The following is a 17,694-nucleotide window of genomic DNA, read 5'->3' on the forward strand; positions in this document are numbered from 1 at the left end:
TGGATCACAGGCCCCATCCCTGGCTTCACCACCCGAGAAGGTTGTCGTATCCCACGACACCCGAGAGGAACCGCCATGTCCGCCTCCAAAGAAAGTGCGCAGCGCAAGACGTATATAGAACGGCGATCCATCGATTACATCCCCGAATCCGAGCGCCATGGACGACTGCTCAGTCAATTCACCCTGTGGTTCGGCGCCAACCTGCAAGTGACCGCCATCGTCACCGGCGCCCTGGCCGTGGTGCTCGGCGGCGACGTGTTCTGGTCGCTGATCGGCCTGCTGGTCGGTCAACTGCTGGGCGGCGCGATCATGGCCCTGCACGCGGCCCAGGGCCCGCAGTTGGGCTTGCCGCAAATGATCTCCAGCCGTGTGCAGTTCGGTGTATACGGCGCGGTGATCCCTATCGTTCTGGCCTGCCTGATGTACATCGGATTCTCGGCCAGCGGCTCGGTGCTCGCCGGCCAGGCGATCAGCCAGTTGATCAACGTCAGTGACGGCACCGGCATTCTCATTTTTGCCGCGATGATCGTCGTGCTGACCGTGCTGGGCTATCGCACCATCCACTTGATCGGGAGGCTCTCGAGCCTGATTGGCGTGGTGTCGTTCTTCTATCTGTTCTATCGCTTGCTGTCGGCCCACGACATCGGCGAACTGCTGGCCAACCGGCATTTTTCCCTGAGCAGCTTCCTGCTGGCGATCTCGCTGTCGGCCTCCTGGCAGATCGCGTTCGGCCCTTATGTCGCCGACTATTCGCGCTACCTGCCGAGAAGCACATCAGCCCTGAAAACCTTTCTCGCCGTCGGCCTGGGATCGGTCATCGGCACCCAGATTTCGATGATCTTCGGGGTGTTCGTCGCCGCGCTGGCGGGGGATCAGTTCGCCGGTCATGAGGTGTCCTACATCGTCGGCCTGGGTGCGAGTGGCTTTGTGGCGTCGCTGCTGTTTTTCAGCATCGTGTTCGGCAAGGTCACCATCACCACCCTCAACGCTTATGGCAGCTTCATGTCAATGGCAACGATCGTCAGCGGCTTCCGGGGCAATCAGGAAATCTCCAGGGTGTCGCGCCTGCTCTACGTGCTGGTCATGGTCGGCGCGGCGACGGCGCTGGCCTTGATGGGCCGGCACTCGTTCCTGCACGACTTCTCCGCCTTCATCCTGTTCCTGCTGGCGTTTTTCACCCCCTGGAGCGCGATCAACCTGGTGGATTTCTACCTGGTGACCAAGGAGCGCTATGACATTCCGGCCCTGTCGGATCCTGATGGCCGTTACGGCCGCTGGAATATGCCCGGCATTGCCGTCTACACCCTCGGCGTGCTGATCCAGATGCCGTTCATTGCCACCAGTTTCTACACAGGCCCACTGGTCGAAACCCTCGGCGGCACCGATATTTCGTGGCTGATCGGCCTGATCGTCCCCGCCTTCATTTACTACTGGGTGGCACGGGGTTCGCGACAACGCGTGCCTGCACGGCTGATTCTCCCGCAAGAGTCCAATCCGGTCTGATCCGGCTGCAGGGCGGCCCGCCGGGGCCGCCCTGCCTCGTCACCCGAACGATCACTTTTCCCCTGGTGAAAGCACCATGCTTGCAATCCACGCCTCCACCCATTCACCGCTCAGCGCTCGCGACCGGCTGGTTCATGCCGCCGTCGAGCTGTTCGCAACACGTGGCTTCCAGGCCATTGGCTTGCGTGATCTGGCAGGTCACGTAGGGCTGCAGGCCGGCTCGCTTTACCATCACATCGAAAACAAACAGTGCCTGTTGTTCGAACTCATCGAGTCGGCCTTGTCAGACCTGCTGATCATCACCAGGCGGCGCATGAAAGGCGCCAGGACGCCTGCCGAGCGGGTGCGTCGTTTTGTCCACGCCTTCGTCAGCTTTACCTTGAACGACAGGCACCGATTGATATTGGTGACCCGCGAGTTCGTGAACCTCGACGAGGTACACCAGCAACACGCCGACAAATTGAAGCGAGCGCACCACGCGCTATTGAACGAAATCATCGCCGAACAACGTGAACCGAAGAGCCAGCCAAATGCCGAGACCGGCCTGATCACCCATGCCGTGATGGGCATGCTCTACGGCCAGTTGCACTGGAACGAATTGGAGATGTCGGAGCAGCACCTGACGGAACTGCTCACCGGTTGCGTCATGCGCATGATCGCGAGCAGCAAGGAAGATGTTCGATAAGCAATCGGATGCTGCAGCGAGGCTCGTCTCATGCAAGCGGAGATTCAGTCATCCCCACGCCCCTTCGCCCGAGCTGCTTGACGCCATACATGGCCTGATCCGCCGCCTTGAGCAACGCATCGAGACTCTGGCCATGAACCGGGCACAGTGAAACCCCGACACTGCACGATACCGATAGCTCTCCTGCACTGGTCACGACTTTCCGGGCGATGGAGTCGAACACCCTCGCCGCCTGCACCTCGGCACTCCGGGGGTCGGAAAGGTTGGAAATCAGCATGACGAATTCGTCGCCACCGTACCGGGCAACGGTGTCACATGGGCGGCTGGATTGAAGCATGCGACCGGCGACCGCCCGAAGAACCTCGTCACCGACGTCATGGCCGTATTGATCGTTGATTTCCTTGAAGTGATCCAGGTCGATCAACAGCACGGCAAACGCAATACCCTTCGTTTCCCAATCCGAGTGCGCCTGGGCGAAACGCTCGGCGAGCAGGTATCGGTTGGGTAGTTGCGTGAGCACGTCATGGGTGGCGAGCCAGGCCGCGCGCTCGTGCTCGATTTCGGCTCTTTCCATCGACTTGAAATGCCTGATCAAGACCATCGGCATCAGCACCAGGGCCCCGGCCAGTACCAGAAGAATCATCAGCATTTCTTCGGTCAGGACGTCCCCGAAACGCAGTTGCCGCTCGAACAGCAGGGTCATGGGCTGCGATGAATTGAGAATTTCGACACGGTCATTCAATTGCGGCAACAGCAGGCGATCGAGGAAGCCGGCCTGTTGAACCTGCGTTGAAAAAACATCGCTCTCAGATCCGGCCGCCGTCTTCAGCACGGCGGTTATATGAACCAGCGGATCGACATTCGCGTGATTGACGGCCTCAGACAGTGCACCGGTCTTGACCAACAGCAACGCGACCATGGTGCTGCCGAAAAAATTCGGGCTGGCACGCCCGCGCTCCTGCTCGGGTCGAGTGACTGACTGCATCAGAATGTAGGCACTCCCGCCTTCGTACATGGAGAACACGGGAGAAACCGCGGGCTTCTGGCTGCTGTGGGTGCGTGCCAGTGCGTAGGAAAGATAGGGGACCGTTTCCAGCCTTACGCCGTAAATCGAGCTGGATTCAGGCAGCGACGGGTACATGAACAACACAGGCCAGGTCTCACTCAAAAAGGCCTGGGGTCCATTGGGTTGCTGAGTGAGACTGGGGAAATCCTTGAGCTCGAAGTCTGGCCGCCATGTGCGCCGCAACAGCTTTTCAAAAGCGACCTGCTCGGAGACCGGCACAGCGCGGGCGACTTCGAGCATGTAGATATGCGGGTAGGCTGATAACACGGCTGCCGCATAACGGGCCGTCGCTTCGGTATCACTCTGATCCACTGCTTGCAGGAATGCCGAGAAGCCCGAGAGAACGGCCTCATTGGTATCCAGCTGATTGCGCACAACCCCGGAAATATTCTGCACGTACTCAGAAAAATACGTTTCCCTTCGCTGAGTCTCGGACTTGAGCAATAGCAAGGCCGAAAAAAGTACCAGGCCTACGGCCAAAAAAATAAAGCCCAGCAAAGAGCTGCGCCGTTTCGTCCAAATCATCCTGATTTCCAAATACGCAAAGCGTCCTGATTAGCGTCGGCATTTTTAACAAGTGGATAAGCGTCTATACCGCTTCCATGGATTCCCGTCGTGCAAGACACGCCTGGAACAGCTCCTGATTAAGCCGCTGGCATTCGTCCCGAGCCACTTCCCGGTTCTGATAGGTCGTCTTCAAACGACATTTCTCTTCGTTGTCATAGATGTTGAAACCTATTGGCGCCGTCTCGCAATAGAAGCGCGCACCGTCACGCACTGAACCCGTTTCCGTCGGTATTGCAGGGACTACAACGAATCTCGAAATCATCTTCAGGCCCTCTCCCAGTACCCAATCACTATTAGCGGCTATACGCCATCATCACAAGTTTTCCCGCGCTTTTCCGATGACCAGCACGGGGCCTTGGGAACGGTTCGCAACGCTCGCCGAAAAAGCGCCCCCGAAAGCATAAAAAGTCCCTACGCCAACTGCATCAACGCCTCCTCCACCGCCTCCACCACACGGTTACCCTTGGCCCCCGGCAGCTTCCAGGCGGCAATGACCATCCCCAGCGCAATGGATTGATCAATGGGGGCAACCAGTTCACCACTGTCCAGATACCGTTGTATGAGGCTGCGACGGCCAATCAATACCCCGGCAGACAACAAGGCTTGCTGCACCGCGATGGAATACAGCGAAAACCCCGGCCCGCGGGCGACGAACTTCTGGCCGGGCATGCAGGAGCGCGTCCATATCTCCCAGTCATTCCATCCCACATCGGCGATACAGCGCACATCGGCAAGATCCTGCGGATGGCTGATCCGCGCGGCCAGCGAAGGCACGCAAACCGGCAGCAACTCTTCGACAGCCAGCATGCGTTGCCCGCGTGCGAGTTGCTCGGTGTAGAACAGGCACAGGTCGAACGGGCTGCGCTTGAGGTTGGGGGGCTCGTCGACGGCGGTGACCGAGATTTCAATCGGCGCCAGCATTTCGGTGAGACGTGGCAGGCGTGGCCCGATCCACAATTGCGCCAACGCCGGAGAAGTGACGATGTGCACCCGCTGCGGTGCGGACAGTCGCCGAAGGGTTCGCGCGGCTTCTTCCACGGCATCGAAGGCTTCGATGAACTGCTCCTTGATGCTCTCCCCCAGCACCGTGAGCCTTACGCCCTTTGCGTGGCGCTCGAACAGCGCGGCGCCGTACTCCTCTTCCAGGGCCTTGACCTGGGCGGCGATGGCACCCGGCGTCACCTTCAGTTCATGGGCCGCCCGGGCGAATCCGCCAAGACGGGCCGATGCCTCGAATGCGCGCAGGGCATTGAGTTGCAGTGTGTGCCTGATGGGTGAGTCGAGAAACATGTCGCGAGCCTCATTTTTTCTAGGCCTAATATTTCAGAAATCTGTCGTTGTTACCAATTGTCACGAGCATTATGTTGATCAGGCGCCATCCGGCCCAGGCCTGGAATGAGCCTGGGCTGAGCCGCTACGCGCAACGATCGAAACACGTCTTAAGGAACTCCAATGAATTATCGAAGTGGGACACAGGCGTTCATGCACGGTGCTCACACCGCCTCCCCGCTCACCACCGGGGTCATTCCCTTCGGCTTGATTGCCGGTGTCACCGCTGTCGGGATGGGCATGTCACCCACCACCGCCATGGGCATGACCCTGATTTTCTATTCGGGATCGGCGCAAATCGCCGTATTGCAGATGCTGCAAACGGGCGCCCTGCCCGTGACCATCGTGCTCACCGCACTGGTGATCAATCTTCGCTTCTTGATGTACAGCGCATCGCTGGCGCCGCACCTGCACCACCTGCCCCGGCGCAAAACGTGGCTGCTGTCCTATTTGCTCGCCGACCAGGTATTTGCGCTGTTCAGCCTGAGAACCGCCTCTGGCGGGCTCGGACGCTTCGCTTTTCCCTACTACATGGGCGCCGCCGTCACGATGTGGGTGGCCTGGAATCTGGCGGTGCTGGCAGGGGTATTCCTCGGTGCACGCATTCCCGAGTCCTGGTCATTGAGCTTCACGATTCCACTGTCCTTCCTGGCGCTGCTGATCCCCGGCATCCGCAATGTCGCCACCCTGAGTGCCGCCGTGGTGGGAGGTGCGCTGGCGGTATTGGCCGTCGACCTGCCCTACAACCTGGGCATGCTGACGGCTTCCCTGGGTGGCGTGATCACGGGCCTGTTGGTCGAGCACCTGCGCAAGGAAATGCCTGCGGTACAGGGCAACGAAGCAGAACAGGAGGCATCATGAGCGAGCTATCGCAGTGGGGTCTGTTCCTGTTGATCGGCGCAGGCACCTTCGCCATTCGCCTGTCCTTTATCCAGTTCTACGGCAGTTTGCGGATTCCGCCATTGCTGCGCCGTGCCTTGCTCTACGTACCGGCGAGCGTGTTGGCTGCGCTGGTATTACCAGCCGTGGTCTACCCGGATCGCCATGGGACGTTCGACTGGAGCAACCCACAAATTCCCGCCGCGCTTCTCGCCGCCCTGGTCGCCTGGCGGACCCGCAGCACATTGCTCACGCTGGGGGTCGGAATGGGGACACTGTGGGCACTCAATTACTGGTTCAGCTAGACATTGAGGTTGCGCATCACCAACTGAATCCCGGTGACGAGCAGTCCGAACCAGGCGATCCGGTAGAACCATGTCTGGTTCACTCGCCCCTGCAGCCAGATCCCCAGCCAGACACCGGGAATCACGATCGGAGCCAGCGCCAGGCTGGCGCCGAGGTTGGTCAGTGAAAACTGGCCGAGCAGCGCATAGGGCACCAGCTTGATCGCATTGGTCAGCAGGAAGAACACATTGGTGGTCGCGATGTAGCGCACCTTGTCCATTTGCTGAGGCAGTAGATACATCATCAACGGTGGCCCGCCGGCGTGGGCGACAAAGCTGGTGAAGCCTGCCAGAGCGCTATAGAAGGTGCCCTTGCCAACCTTGGGTTGCGCCGGGGCCAGGGTGTGTCGGGCGGCCCAGACGTTCAGGCAGAAAAACACGATCGCAATGGCGCCCATCAAGAGCGCGATCAGGCGCTCGCTCAGGGCGCCAAACGTCAGCGCTCCAATCAACACCCCCACCAGGGCGCCTGGCAGCATGATCTTCAGATTGCCCTTGTCCCACTTCCCGCGAAAGCGGCGCAGGCCGGTGATATCGGCGATGCACAAAATCGGCAGCATGATCGCCGCGGCCTGGGTCGGCGGCATGTTCAGCGCCAGCAACGGCACGGCAATACCCCCCAGCGCACCGCCGAAACCGCCCTTCGAAATCCCCGTCAACAAAACCGCCGGTATCCCCAGCAAAAACAACTCGACCAGCGACATGCCCTGCTCCATCCCACCCATATGGAAGCGCTCACATTACGGTCTGGTGTGGGGTTTAGGAAGGCCTGGACCTGCCTCTAACCTTCCCAGGGCGCCACATCCTCGACATCGATGGCGTACCTGGCAATCGCTTCGACACAGACACTTGCTTCAAGCGTCCCCTCACGAACCAGCGCCGTCAGCGCACTCAACACAATCTGATAACGATCCACTTCAAAGAACGTGCGCAGCCTGTCACGCGTATCGCTGCGCCCAAAACCGTCGGTGCCAAGCACCGTGCAGCGACCTTCCAGGTAACTGGCGATCAGTTGCGGCAAGGCACGCACGTAATCGGAGCAGGCAATGATCGGTGCCGAATCATCCAGCGACTCCTGAAGATGGCTGCGCCGCGCCGTCTGTAGCGGATGAAGGCGGTTCGAGCGCTCGACCTCCCGGGCCTCACGTGCCAGTTCGCTGAAGCTGGTGACGCTCCACACCTGGCTGGTGACGTTCCAGTCGCTGGCCAACAACTGCGAAGCCGCGATGACTTCGCGCAGGATGGTGCCCGATCCCAACAAGTGGACACTGCCGCGAGCATCGGCGGGTTCATGCCCGGCGAAGCGGTACATACCCTTGATGATCGCCTCTCCGACGCCCTCGGGCAGATTCGGCTGCGGGTAGTTTTCGTTCATCAGGGTGACGTAGTAGAACTCGTCCACCTGACGCTCCAGCATCTGGCGCATGCCGTGGTCGAGAATCACCGCAAACTCGCAGGCGAAGGCCGGGTCGTAGGCGCGGCAGTTGGGGACCATCGAGGCCATCAGGTGGCTGCTGCCGTCCTGGTGCTGCAAGCCTTCGCCGCCCAGGGTCGTGCGCCCGGCGGTGGCGCCCAGCAGGAAACCTCGGGCGCGCTGATCCGCTGCCGCCCAGATCAGATCACCAATGCGCTGGAAACCGAACATCGAGTAGTAAATGTAGAACGGCAGCATGGGCAGGCCGTGCACCGAATAACTGGTGGCAGCGGCCACCCAGGAACTGATCGCCCCCGCCTCGCTGATGCCCTCTTCCAGAATCTGCCCGTTCAGGGCTTCGCGATAACTGAGAATCGAGCCGATGTCTTCCGGCTCGTAACGCTGGCCGACGCTGGAATAGATGCCGATCTGCTTGAACAGGCTGGCCATGCCAAAGGTACGCGCTTCGTCGGCGACGATAGGCACGATGCGCGGCCCCAACGACCTGTCCCGCAGCAACCCGCCCAGCATGCGCACGAAGGCCATGGTCGTGGACATTTCCTTGCCTTCGGCTGTCACCGCGAACCCGGCGTAGCTGTCGATCACAGGGACCGGCAACGACGGGCAGACCGAGGATCGCGCCGGCATATAACCGCCCAATGCCCGGCGGCGTTCATGCAGGTAGCGCATTTCATGGCTGTTTTCGTCGGGCTTGTAGAAGCTCAGCGACTGCGCCTGCTCATCGCTCAACGGCAAGTTGAAACGGTTGCGGAACGCGAGCAACGCCTCCTTGTCGAGTTTCTTCTGCTGGTGCACGGTCATCCGGCCCTGCCCCGCTTCACCCATGCCGAACCCTTTCTTGGTCTGCGCCAGAATCACCGTGGGCTTGCGGCCTTCAAGCCGGGCGGCGTGATAGGCAGCAAAGATTTTCACCAGATCATGACCACCGCGCTTGAGGTGATCGATCTGCTCGTCGCTCAGGTCCTCGGCCAGGCGCGCCAGTGCCTCGTTCTGGCCGAAGAAATACTCGCGATTGAAGCGACCGTCCTTGGCGGCGAACGTCTGGAACTGACCATCGACCGTGGCGGACAACGCCTTGACCAGCGCGCCATCGCTGTCGCGCGCGAACAGATTGTCCCAATCGGAGCCCCAGACCAGCTTGATCACGCTCCAGCCGGCGCCGCCGAACAGCGCTTCGAGTTCGTCGATGATGCGCCCATTGCCCCGCACCGGCCCGTCCAGCCGTTGCAGGTTGCAGTTGACCACCCAGACCAGATTGTCGAGCCCTTCGCGCGCCGCCAGTGTCAGCGCCGACATGCTTTCCGGTTCGTCCATTTCCCCATCGCCGAACACGCCCCAGACGGTACGGCCAGTGGTGTCCAGCAGGCCTCGATGGTGCAGATAACGCATGAAGCGCGCCTGGTAGATCGAGCTGATAGGACCGATGCCCATGGACCCGGTGGGAAACTGCCAGAAGTGCGGCATCAGCCAGGGGTGCGGATAACTCGACAGGCCCCGCGCGCCATTGGCGCGGGCGCCGATTTCCTGCCGATAGTGTTGCAGATCCCGCTCATCCAGCCGGCCTTCGAGGAAGGCTCGGGCGTAGACTCCCGGCGCCGAGTGCGGCTGATAAAACACCAGGTCTCCACCGCTGCTCTCGGTTCGCGCCTTGAAGAAATGGTTGAAACCGACTTCGAACAGATCGGCGGCGCTGGCATAACTGGCGATGTGTCCGCCCAGTTCGCCGTAAGCCTGATTGGCCCGGGCAACCATCGCCAGGGCGTTCCAGCGCATGATCGACGCCAAGCGCTCTTCGATGGCCAGGTCCCCCGGGAAGGCGGGTTGGTGGTCGACGCCGATGCTGTTGACGTAAGGGGTGCCGTGCCCGGGCCGCCAACCGATGTCCGCTTCGCTGGCCGTCTTCACCAGCATGTCGAGGATCTTTCGAGCCTGCGCCGCGCCGCCATGCTCGATGACCGACAGCAGCGCCTCGCGCCATTCGGTAATTTCCTCGAGGTCTTCGGTCTGGGCGTGAATATCGGACGGATTCATGGGCGACTCCTGCAAGTGTCGGGCGACGCTTCAAGGTGGCATCCCATCAATGTGATCGCTCTTCAGGACTTTCGCCAGCAGGTGAACTCCCCGCCATCACGCATTGGCATTGCCCGAGCGGATAAACGAATAGCGATCGATGTCCGTGCGCAACTGCCATCCCTGCCCCTGCCAATAACGGGCGGCAGCGACGTTGGTCTTGAACACATCGAGATGGCATTTGAGGATGCCCTGCTGCTCAAGTGCGGCAAGGCAACGCTCGACCAGCGCCTGGGCGATGCCCTGTCGCCGCTGCGCCGGCAGAACCAGCAGGTGCTGCAGATAACCCCGCCGACCGTCGTGCCCGCACATCACGCAGCCGCACAGTGCGCCGTCGATCTGCGCAACGAAACTCATGTCGGGATTGCGTTGCAGATAACGCGCGGTGGCCTCGCGGGAATCGGCGTCGCGCAGGGAAATGCCTGCCGTGCTTTGCATCAGGGCGATGACCGCCTCGTAATCGTCCAGGGTCATGATTCGCAGAGTGAACATCGGAGGGTGCCTGTGCAGTGACGGAGGGCGCAGGCTAGCAAATGCCGCCGGTTGCTTGTGTGAACTTGTCGAGGCAAAGCCTTGCCCCTGTAGGAGCGAGCCTGCTCGCGATGAACCCAAATACACCGCGTTCATCCATGCACAGCGCGTCATCGTTGACGTCCATCGCGAGCAGGCTCGCTCCTACAGGTAAAAACAGCAGGCATTAGAAAGCCCGCACTAGGCGGGCTCTATAGTGGGTTTAGTAGGTGGCCAGTGCTGGTCTCTGGCTTACGAGGTTTCTCAGGAGTCCCACAGGTACAGCAATGCGCTGTCCTGCTTCACACGGCATAAGGGCTGGATCTCAGCGCGGAGATCTTTCTAACCGTGTACCCTTCGGAGCGCGCCCCACGCGTCCCCGCTATCCGCTTGCGCATCAGTCTGCGTTTTCACCTACAAGTTCAAGACTAGCAAAAGCCACAAAATGTAAAAGTGCCTTTTTAGACCGATTTCGTCCTTGGGCAGGCGCAGAAAAATCCAAACATGCTATCGCCGTTCCCCGCCTACAAAGTCCGCTGGCTATTACCAATCCCCTTGGCAATATCAATCCCCCAATCCATCGCCGCTTCCATGTCCAGCATGTGCGGCCTGGGATCGTGGTTTTCGTCGATGGCCGTGCCATCGGGCCGATAGACCCCGATAAACATTCCCAGCGAACCATCTTTCAGGATCTCGGCCCTGACCTTGATGCTGCATCCATTGGACAGCGTTTCCTTGTGTTCGATATGGCGCTCAGTCATCGCAAAACTCCTCCCATGGCTGGACGGCGACCTTTGTAAGAAGGCTAGCTCAGCTCCCGGATTTCAAAGGACTGGTCGTCGAATCTGACAGCGGCGCAATGCCACCTATACTGGAAACCACCGTCCCCCCAGGGGTCTGCACGTCCAACAATAAGAAGCAGAGGTGAACATGGTCTGGCAGCAAATCTACGATCCGTTCAACAACCCGGTGATCTCAACCCTCCTGGCCGCCGTGCCCGTCGTCGTGATGCTGGCGGCCCTGGCGTTCTTTCATGTCAAGGCGCACCTGGCGGCCCTGCTCGCCCTGGCCTCGGCGCTGGTGATTGCCATCTTCGCCTTTGGCATGCCGGCCAACATGGCAGGTTCCGCCGCGTTGTACGGGGCGGCCAACGGTCTGTTGCCGATTGGCTGGATCGTCCTGAACATCATTTTTCTGCACCGGCTGACCACTGAAAACGGCTCGTTCAAAGTGCTGCAGGACTCCCTGGCACGGATCACCGACGATCGGCGCCTGCAATTGCTGCTGATTGCCTTCTGCTTCGGCGCGTTTTTCGAAGGCGCCGCCGGTTTCGGCACGCCCGTGGCGGTGACCGGGGCCATCCTGATCGGTTTGGGCTTCTCGCCTCTGGCCGCCTCGGGCCTGGCGCTGATCGCCAACACCGCCCCGGTGGCGTTCGGCGCCCTGGGTACGCCGATCATCACCCTGGCCAAAGTCACCGGGCTGGATGAAATGGAGCTGTCGATGATGGTCGGCCGGCAGCTGCCGTTCTTCTCGGTGATCGTGCCGTTCTGGCTGATCTGGGCGTTCGCCGGCTGGCGCAAGACCCTGGAAATCTGGCCGGCGATCCTCGTTGCCGGGGTCAGTTTCGCGGTCCCGCAGTTCCTCGTGTCCAACTACCACGGGCCGATGCTGGTGGATGTGATCGCCGCACTGATTTCCATGGCCTGCCTGACCGGTTTCCTCAAGGTCTGGAAACCGGCCACCGTGCACACCTCCGCGGCGCTGTCGGGACGGGTCGACAACTCGAAGATCGATGACGAACACGCCAGCAAACCCGAGCCGACCGCCGCCTTTGCCGGTGACTCGAAAAACGCTGTGATGCGCGCGTGGATGCCGTGGATCATCCTCACTGTCTTCGTGTTCGCCTGGGGCACCCAGGGTTTCAAGAACATGTTCGACACCCGCCCGGCCATGGACCCGGTCACCCATTCGGCCAAGCTCGATCCGCAGGGCAAACCGATGGTTGAGGCCAACCCGGTGTTTGCACCCGTCCTGACCTTCACCACCATTCACCAGCAGATCCAGAAAGTACCGCCGGTAGTGCCCGCGCCTAAAGTCGAAGAGGCGATCTACAAATTCACCTGGTTCACCGCCACCGGCAGCGGCATCCTGCTGGCCGCGCTTGTCGGCGGTCTGCTGATGGGCTATTCGATCCCGCAGTTGATCAAGCAGTACCTGCGCACGATCTGGGTGGTGCGCTACTCGCTGATCACCATCACCGCGATGCTCGCCCTGGGCTTTCTCACGCGCTATTCGGGACTGGACGCCACCATGGGCCTGGCCTTTGCGGCGACGGGGATTTTCTATCCGATGTTCGGCACCCTGCTCGGCTGGCTCGGCGTGGCCCTGACCGGTTCGGACACCGCCTCCAACGTGCTGTTCGGCGGCCTGCAACGGGTGACCTCCGAACAGCTTGGGCTGAGCCCGGTGCTGATGGCCGCCGCCAACAGCTCCGGCGGGGTCATGGGCAAGATGGTCGATGCCCAGTCCATCGTGGTCGCCTCCACCGCGACCCGCTGGTACGGCCACGAAGGCGAGATCCTGCGCTACGTGTTCTTCCACTCGATCGTGCTCGCCATCCTCGTCGGCGGCCTGGTGACCTTGCAGGCGTATGTGGCGCCGTTCAGTCATATGGTGGTGGGAGGGCATTGACTCCCCCCAAATCCCGACCTACCACTCCTCCCCTGTAGGAGCGAGCCTGCTCGCGAATCCGGTTTGACATTCAACATTGTTGTTGGCTGACACACCGCTTTCGCGAGCAGGCTCGCTCCTACAGGGATAGGATAGAAATTGGCTACCGGAAACAGACCTCACATAACTACAAAACGAGTGTCGTACGCCGATGAACATTCTTTACGACGAACGCGTTGACGGCGCCCTGCCCGAGGTCGACAAAAACGCGCTGTTGCAGGCCCTGCGAACGCAAATGCCTGACCTGGAGATCATGCATCAGCAGGAAGAACTCAAGCCCTACGAATGCGACGGCCTCTCGGCCTACCGCACCACGCCGATGCTGGTGGTGCTGCCGCGCACGATCGAGCAGGTCCAGGGCGTGCTGCGCCTGTGCCATGAGCGCCGCGTACCGGTGGTCGCCCGGGGGGCCGGCACCGGTCTGTCAGGCGGCGCCCTGCCCCTGGAAAAAGGCGTGTTGCTGGTGATGGCGCGCTTCAACCAGATTCTGCACATCGACCCCGAAGCCCGTACCGCCCGGGTCCAGCCGGGGGTGCGCAACCTGGCGATTTCCCAGGCCGCCGCGCCGTACGGCCTGTACTACGCGCCGGACCCTTCTTCGCAAATCGCCTGTTCCATCGGCGGCAACGTCGCCGAAAACGCCGGTGGCGTGCATTGCCTCAAATACGGCCTGACCGTGCACAACGTAATGCAGGTCGACATCCTCACCGTCGACGGCGAATGCCTGACCCTGGGCTCCAACGCCCTCGACGCCCCCGGTCTCGACCTGCTGGCCCTGTTCACCGGCTCCGAAGGCATGCTCGGGGTGATCACCGAGGTCACGGTCAAGCTGCTGCCCAAGCCACAATCGGCCAAGGTGCTGCTGGCCGCGTTCGACTCCGTGGAAAAGGCCGGCCGCGCGGTGGGTGACATCATCGCCGCCGGGATCATTCCGGGGGGCCTTGAGATGATGGACAACCTGGCCATCCGCGCCGCCGAGGACTTCATCCACGCCGGCTACCCGATCGAGGCCGAGGCCATCCTGCTGTGCGAACTCGATGGCGTCGAAGCCGACGTGCACGACGATTGCACCCGCGTGCGGCAGGTGCTGGAACAGGCCGGCGCCACCGAAGTCCGCCTGGCAAAAGACGAAGCCGAGCGCGTGCGCTTCTGGGCCGGGCGCAAGAATGCCTTCCCCGCGGTGGGCCGCCTGTCGCCGGACTATTACTGCATGGACGGCACCATCCCCCGCCGCGAGTTGCCCGGTGTGCTCAAGGCCATCGCCGAGCTGTCCGCCGAGTACAACCTACGGGTGGCCAACGTGTTCCATGCCGGTGACGGCAACATGCATCCATTAATTCTGTTCGATGCCAACCAGCCCGGCGAACTGGAACGCGCCGAAACCCTGGGCGGCAAGATTCTGGAGCTGTGCGTGAAAGTCGGCGGCAGCATCACCGGCGAGCACGGTGTCGGCCGCGAGAAAATCAATCAGATGTGCGCCCAGTTCAACAGTGATGAACTGACCCTGTTCCATGCCGTCAAAAACGCATTCGACCCCAGCGGCCTGCTCAATCCCGGAAAAAACATCCCGACCCTGCACCGCTGTGCGGAGTTCGGTGCCATGCACGTGCATGGCGGGCAACTGCCCTTCCCTGACCTGGAGCGTTTCTGATGCACGGCACAGGCGATTTCGACGACAGCCAGGCGCTGTTGGAGCAGGTCAACCGGGCACTGGAAAACGCCACGCCGCTGCGCATTCAAGGTTCGAACAGCAAGGCGTTTCTCGGGCGCATCACCGCCGGGGAAATCCTCGACACCCGCAGCCATCGCGGCATTGTCAGCTATGACCCGACCGAATTGGTCATCACCGTGCGCTGCGGCACGCCGCTGGCCGAACTCAAACAAGTGCTGGATGCCGCACAGCAGATGCTGCCCTGCGAGCCGCCGGCGTTCGGTGACGATGCGACCGTCGGCGGCATGATCGCCTGCGGGCTCTCGGGACCACGGCGGCCCTGGTCGGGCTCGGTTCGCGATTTTGTCCTTGGCACCAGGGTCATCACCGGTCTGGGCAAGCACCTGCGCTTTGGCGGCGAGGTGATGAAGAACGTCGCCGGCTACGATCTGTCGCGCCTGATGGCCGGCAGTTTTGGCACCCTGGGCCTGATCACCGAAGTCTCGCTCAAGGTCCTGCCCAAACCCCGCCGAACCCTGAGCATCAGCCTGGACATGGACAGCGAACGCGCACTGCGCAACCTGGCGAAATGGGGCCAGCAGCCCTTGCCGATCAGTGCGGCCAGCCATGACGGTGAACGTCTGTATCTACGCCTTGAAGGTGGCGAAGGGTCGGTGGCGTCGGCCCATGACCGCCTCGGCGGGGAGTTGATGGACGGCCGCTACTGGGATGACCTCAACGAGCATCGCTTGCCGTTCTTCGACGAGGACCAGCCGCTCTGGCGCCTGTCGCTGCCCCACAACACACCGAAACTGTCGCTGCCCGGCCGGCAACTGATCGACTGGGGCGGCGCCCAGCGCTGGCTCAAGTCCGATAGCCAGGCCAGTTTCATTCGCCAGGTGGTCGATGAAACCGGAGGCCACGTGACCTGCTACAGCCATGGCCTGATTGACAGCCCGTTCCAGCCCTTGCCCGACGCGCTGATGCGCTACCACCGCAGCCTCAAGCAGCAACTCGATCCCCGGGGCATTTTCAACCCCGGTCGCCTGTACGCGGAGCTTTGAACCATGCAGACCACCCTGAGCGAGAGCGCCCGCCGACTGCCCCGCGCCGAAGAAGCCGACAGCATCCTGCGCACCTGCGTGCACTGCGGTTTCTGCAACGCCACCTGCCCGACCTACCAGTTGCTGGGCGATGAGCTGGATGGTCCGCGCGGGCGCATCTACCTGATCAAACAGGTGCTGGAAGGCAACGAAGTCACGCAGAAAACCCAGCAACACCTGGATCGCTGCCTGTCGTGTCGCAACTGCGAAACCACCTGCCCGTCCGGCGTCGACTACCACAACCTGCTGGACATCGGCCGCGCGGTGGTCGACGCGGCAGTACCGCGCCCCATCGGCCAGCGCCTGCTGCGCGAGGGGCTGCGCACGCTGGTGCCGCATGCGGATCTGTTCAAGGGTCTGGTCAGCGGCGGCCAGATGTTCCGCGCGTTGCTGCCCGAGACCCTGCAAAGCAAATTGCCGCGCAGCACTGCACAGAGAAAACCGCGCCCTGTACCCCGGCATGCGCGGCGGGTGTTGATGCTCGAAGGCTGCGTACAACCGGGCCTGGCACCCAATACCAATGTCGCCGCGGCCAGGGTGCTGGACCGGCTCGGCATCAGCGTCACGCCCTGCCGCGAGGCCGGTTGCTGCGGCGCCGTGGACTATCACCTGGACGCCCAGGCCGCTGGCCTGGATCGCGCCCGGCACAATATCGATACCTGGTGGCCGCTGATTGAAATGAACGGCATCGAGGCTATCGTGCAGACCGCCAGCGGCTGTGGCGCCTTCATCAAGGACTATGGCCACCTGCTCGCCAGCGATCCGGCCTATGCCGACAAGGCCCGCCGAATCAGCGCGCTGACCAAGGACCTGGTCGAGGTACTGCGCGATGAGCCGCTGGAAAAACTCGGCATCCACAACGCCCATCGCCTGGCCTTCCACTGCCCCTGCACCTTGCAGCACGCGCAGAAACTCGGTGGCGCCGTGGAGAAAGTGCTGGAACGCCTGGGCTTCAACCTGACCATCGTGCCCGACAGCCACCTGTGCTGCGGCTCGGCCGGCACTTATTCGCTGACCCAGCCCGAGCTGTCGCGGCAATTGCGCGACAACAAAATGAATGCCCTGGAAAGCGGCTACCCTGAAGTGATTGTCACGGCCAACATCGGCTGCCAGTCCCACCTCGACGGCGCGGGTCGCACGCCGGTCAAACACTGGATCGAGGTGGTCGAAGCGGCTTTGCCTTGATGTCCCCGGTCCCTGTAGGAGCCGAGCTTGCTCGCGATGGTCGTCAACAATAACGCTGGGCGCCTGATGCCCCGCGGCGTTCTCAGGTGCATCGCGAGCAAGCTCGGCTCCTACAGGTTTGGTGGCGAACTCAGGGGCTGTGTTTAACGTCAAACACGCTGGAGAATTCGATGAAAAGCAAAGCCATTCTCAGCCAGACCGAGGTACAGCGAATACTCACCGCCGCGCGCACCGAAGCGCAGAACAACCAGTGGCCGGTGACCATCGTGGTCGTCGATGACGGCGGCCATCCCCTGGCCCTCGAACGCCTGGACGGCGCGGCGCCCATCAGCGCCTACATCGCCACCGAAAAGGCCCGTACGTCAGCGCTGGGCCGAAAGGAATCGAAGGGCTATGAAGAGATGGTCAACGCCGGACGTACCGCGTTTGTCACCGCGCCCCTGCTGACCTCGCTGGAAGGCGGTGTGCCGGTCATCGTCGACGGCCAGGTGATCGGCGCCGTCGGCGTGTCCGGGGTCAAGGCCGAGCAGGATGCGCAGGTGGCGAAGGCCGGCGCGCAATCCCTCAAATAAACACCACCCCCCTGTAGGAGCGAGCCTGCTCGCGATGCACTCGAGAACACCGTGGGGTGTCA

Annotated in this window: 15 protein-coding genes; 9 read left to right on the forward strand and 6 right to left on the reverse strand. The window is 61.7% G+C overall.

Features of this window, described 5'->3' with window-relative positions:
• The first annotated feature begins 75 nt into the window (after positions 1-75).
• Entirely contained in the window at positions 76-1,503 is a 1,428-nt protein-coding gene (locus DKY63_RS06740) for a purine-cytosine permease family protein (RefSeq protein ID WP_110963387.1), read from the forward strand.
• Positions 1,504-1,579: 76 nt separating this feature from the next.
• Entirely contained in the window at positions 1,580-2,188 is a 609-nt protein-coding gene (locus DKY63_RS06745; RefSeq protein WP_110963388.1) for a TetR/AcrR family transcriptional regulator, read from the forward strand.
• 28 nt (positions 2,189-2,216) lie between these two features.
• Here DKY63_RS06745 and DKY63_RS06750 read toward each other — a convergent pair whose 3' ends face one another.
• Positions 2,217-3,779: a sensor domain-containing diguanylate cyclase gene (locus DKY63_RS06750; protein ID WP_110963389.1), complete on the reverse strand. Its 1,563-nt coding sequence runs from the start codon at positions 3,777-3,779 to the stop codon at positions 2,217-2,219.
• 453 nt (positions 3,780-4,232) lie between these two features.
• Positions 4,233-5,111 (reverse strand): LysR family transcriptional regulator, encoded by an 879-nt coding sequence (locus DKY63_RS06760; RefSeq protein ID WP_110963391.1) that lies wholly within the window; start codon positions 5,109-5,111, stop codon positions 4,233-4,235.
• A 162-nt stretch (positions 5,112-5,273) separates the two neighbouring features.
• On the opposite strand from DKY63_RS06760, the gene DKY63_RS06765 reads away from it, so the two are divergent.
• Positions 5,274-6,011, forward strand: a complete 738-nt coding sequence (locus DKY63_RS06765) for an AzlC family ABC transporter permease (RefSeq protein ID WP_110963392.1) — start codon at positions 5,274-5,276, stop codon at positions 6,009-6,011.
• Positions 6,008-6,334: an AzlD domain-containing protein gene (locus DKY63_RS06770; protein ID WP_110963393.1), complete on the forward strand. Its 327-nt coding sequence runs from the start codon at positions 6,008-6,010 to the stop codon at positions 6,332-6,334. The genes DKY63_RS06765 and DKY63_RS06770 overlap by 4 nt, the downstream gene beginning before the upstream one ends.
• On the opposite strand, the gene DKY63_RS06775 is transcribed toward DKY63_RS06770, so the two are convergent.
• From DKY63_RS06775 to DKY63_RS06790, 4 genes are all read right to left on the reverse strand, one after another.
• Complete coding sequence (locus DKY63_RS06775) at positions 6,331-7,077, reverse strand: sulfite exporter TauE/SafE family protein (RefSeq protein ID WP_110963394.1); 747 nt, start codon at positions 7,075-7,077, stop codon at positions 6,331-6,333. The two genes, DKY63_RS06770 and DKY63_RS06775, sit on opposite strands and share 4 nt — an antisense overlap.
• A gap of 77 nt (positions 7,078-7,154) precedes the next feature.
• On the reverse strand, positions 7,155-9,839 hold the full coding sequence (gene mdeB, locus DKY63_RS06780) for an alpha-ketoglutarate dehydrogenase (RefSeq protein ID WP_110963395.1): 2,685 nt from the start codon (positions 9,837-9,839) through the stop codon (positions 7,155-7,157).
• Positions 9,840-9,935: 96 nt separating this feature from the next.
• The gene (locus DKY63_RS06785) at positions 9,936-10,370 is read right to left on the reverse strand and encodes a GNAT family N-acetyltransferase (protein WP_110963396.1); all 435 of its coding nucleotides are present in this window, start codon (positions 10,368-10,370) and stop codon (positions 9,936-9,938) included.
• Between the two features lie 542 nt (positions 10,371-10,912).
• Positions 10,913-11,149: a hypothetical protein gene (locus tag DKY63_RS06790; RefSeq protein WP_110963397.1), complete on the reverse strand. Its 237-nt coding sequence runs from the start codon at positions 11,147-11,149 to the stop codon at positions 10,913-10,915.
• Positions 11,150-11,318: 169 nt separating this feature from the next.
• Here DKY63_RS06790 and DKY63_RS06795 point away from each other — a divergent pair, with 169 nt between their 5' ends.
• The 5 genes from DKY63_RS06795 (at position 11,319) to DKY63_RS06815 (ending at position 17,632) form a co-directional block, all read left to right on the forward strand.
• Positions 11,319-13,082, forward strand: a complete 1,764-nt coding sequence (locus tag DKY63_RS06795) for an L-lactate permease (RefSeq protein WP_110967865.1) — start codon at positions 11,319-11,321, stop codon at positions 13,080-13,082.
• Between the two features lie 190 nt (positions 13,083-13,272).
• Positions 13,273-14,772, forward strand: a complete 1,500-nt coding sequence (gene glcD / locus DKY63_RS06800) for a glycolate oxidase subunit GlcD (protein ID WP_110963398.1) — start codon at positions 13,273-13,275, stop codon at positions 14,770-14,772.
• A complete protein-coding gene (gene glcE, locus DKY63_RS06805) occupies positions 14,772-15,836 on the forward strand; it encodes a glycolate oxidase subunit GlcE (RefSeq protein WP_110963399.1) in 1,065 nt (354 codons plus the stop codon). Before glcD ends, glcE begins: the two co-directional genes overlap by 1 nt.
• Before the next feature lie 3 nt (positions 15,837-15,839).
• Entirely contained in the window at positions 15,840-17,060 is a 1,221-nt protein-coding gene (gene glcF, locus DKY63_RS06810) for a glycolate oxidase subunit GlcF (RefSeq protein WP_110963400.1), read from the forward strand.
• A 170-nt stretch (positions 17,061-17,230) separates the two neighbouring features.
• Positions 17,231-17,632: a heme-binding protein gene (locus DKY63_RS06815; RefSeq protein ID WP_110963401.1), complete on the forward strand. Its 402-nt coding sequence runs from the start codon at positions 17,231-17,233 to the stop codon at positions 17,630-17,632.
• Positions 17,633-17,694 lie beyond the last annotated feature (62 nt).

It is taken from the genome of Pseudomonas putida, assembly GCF_003228315.1.
Classification (GTDB): domain Bacteria; phylum Pseudomonadota; class Gammaproteobacteria; order Pseudomonadales; family Pseudomonadaceae; genus Aquipseudomonas; species Aquipseudomonas putida_S.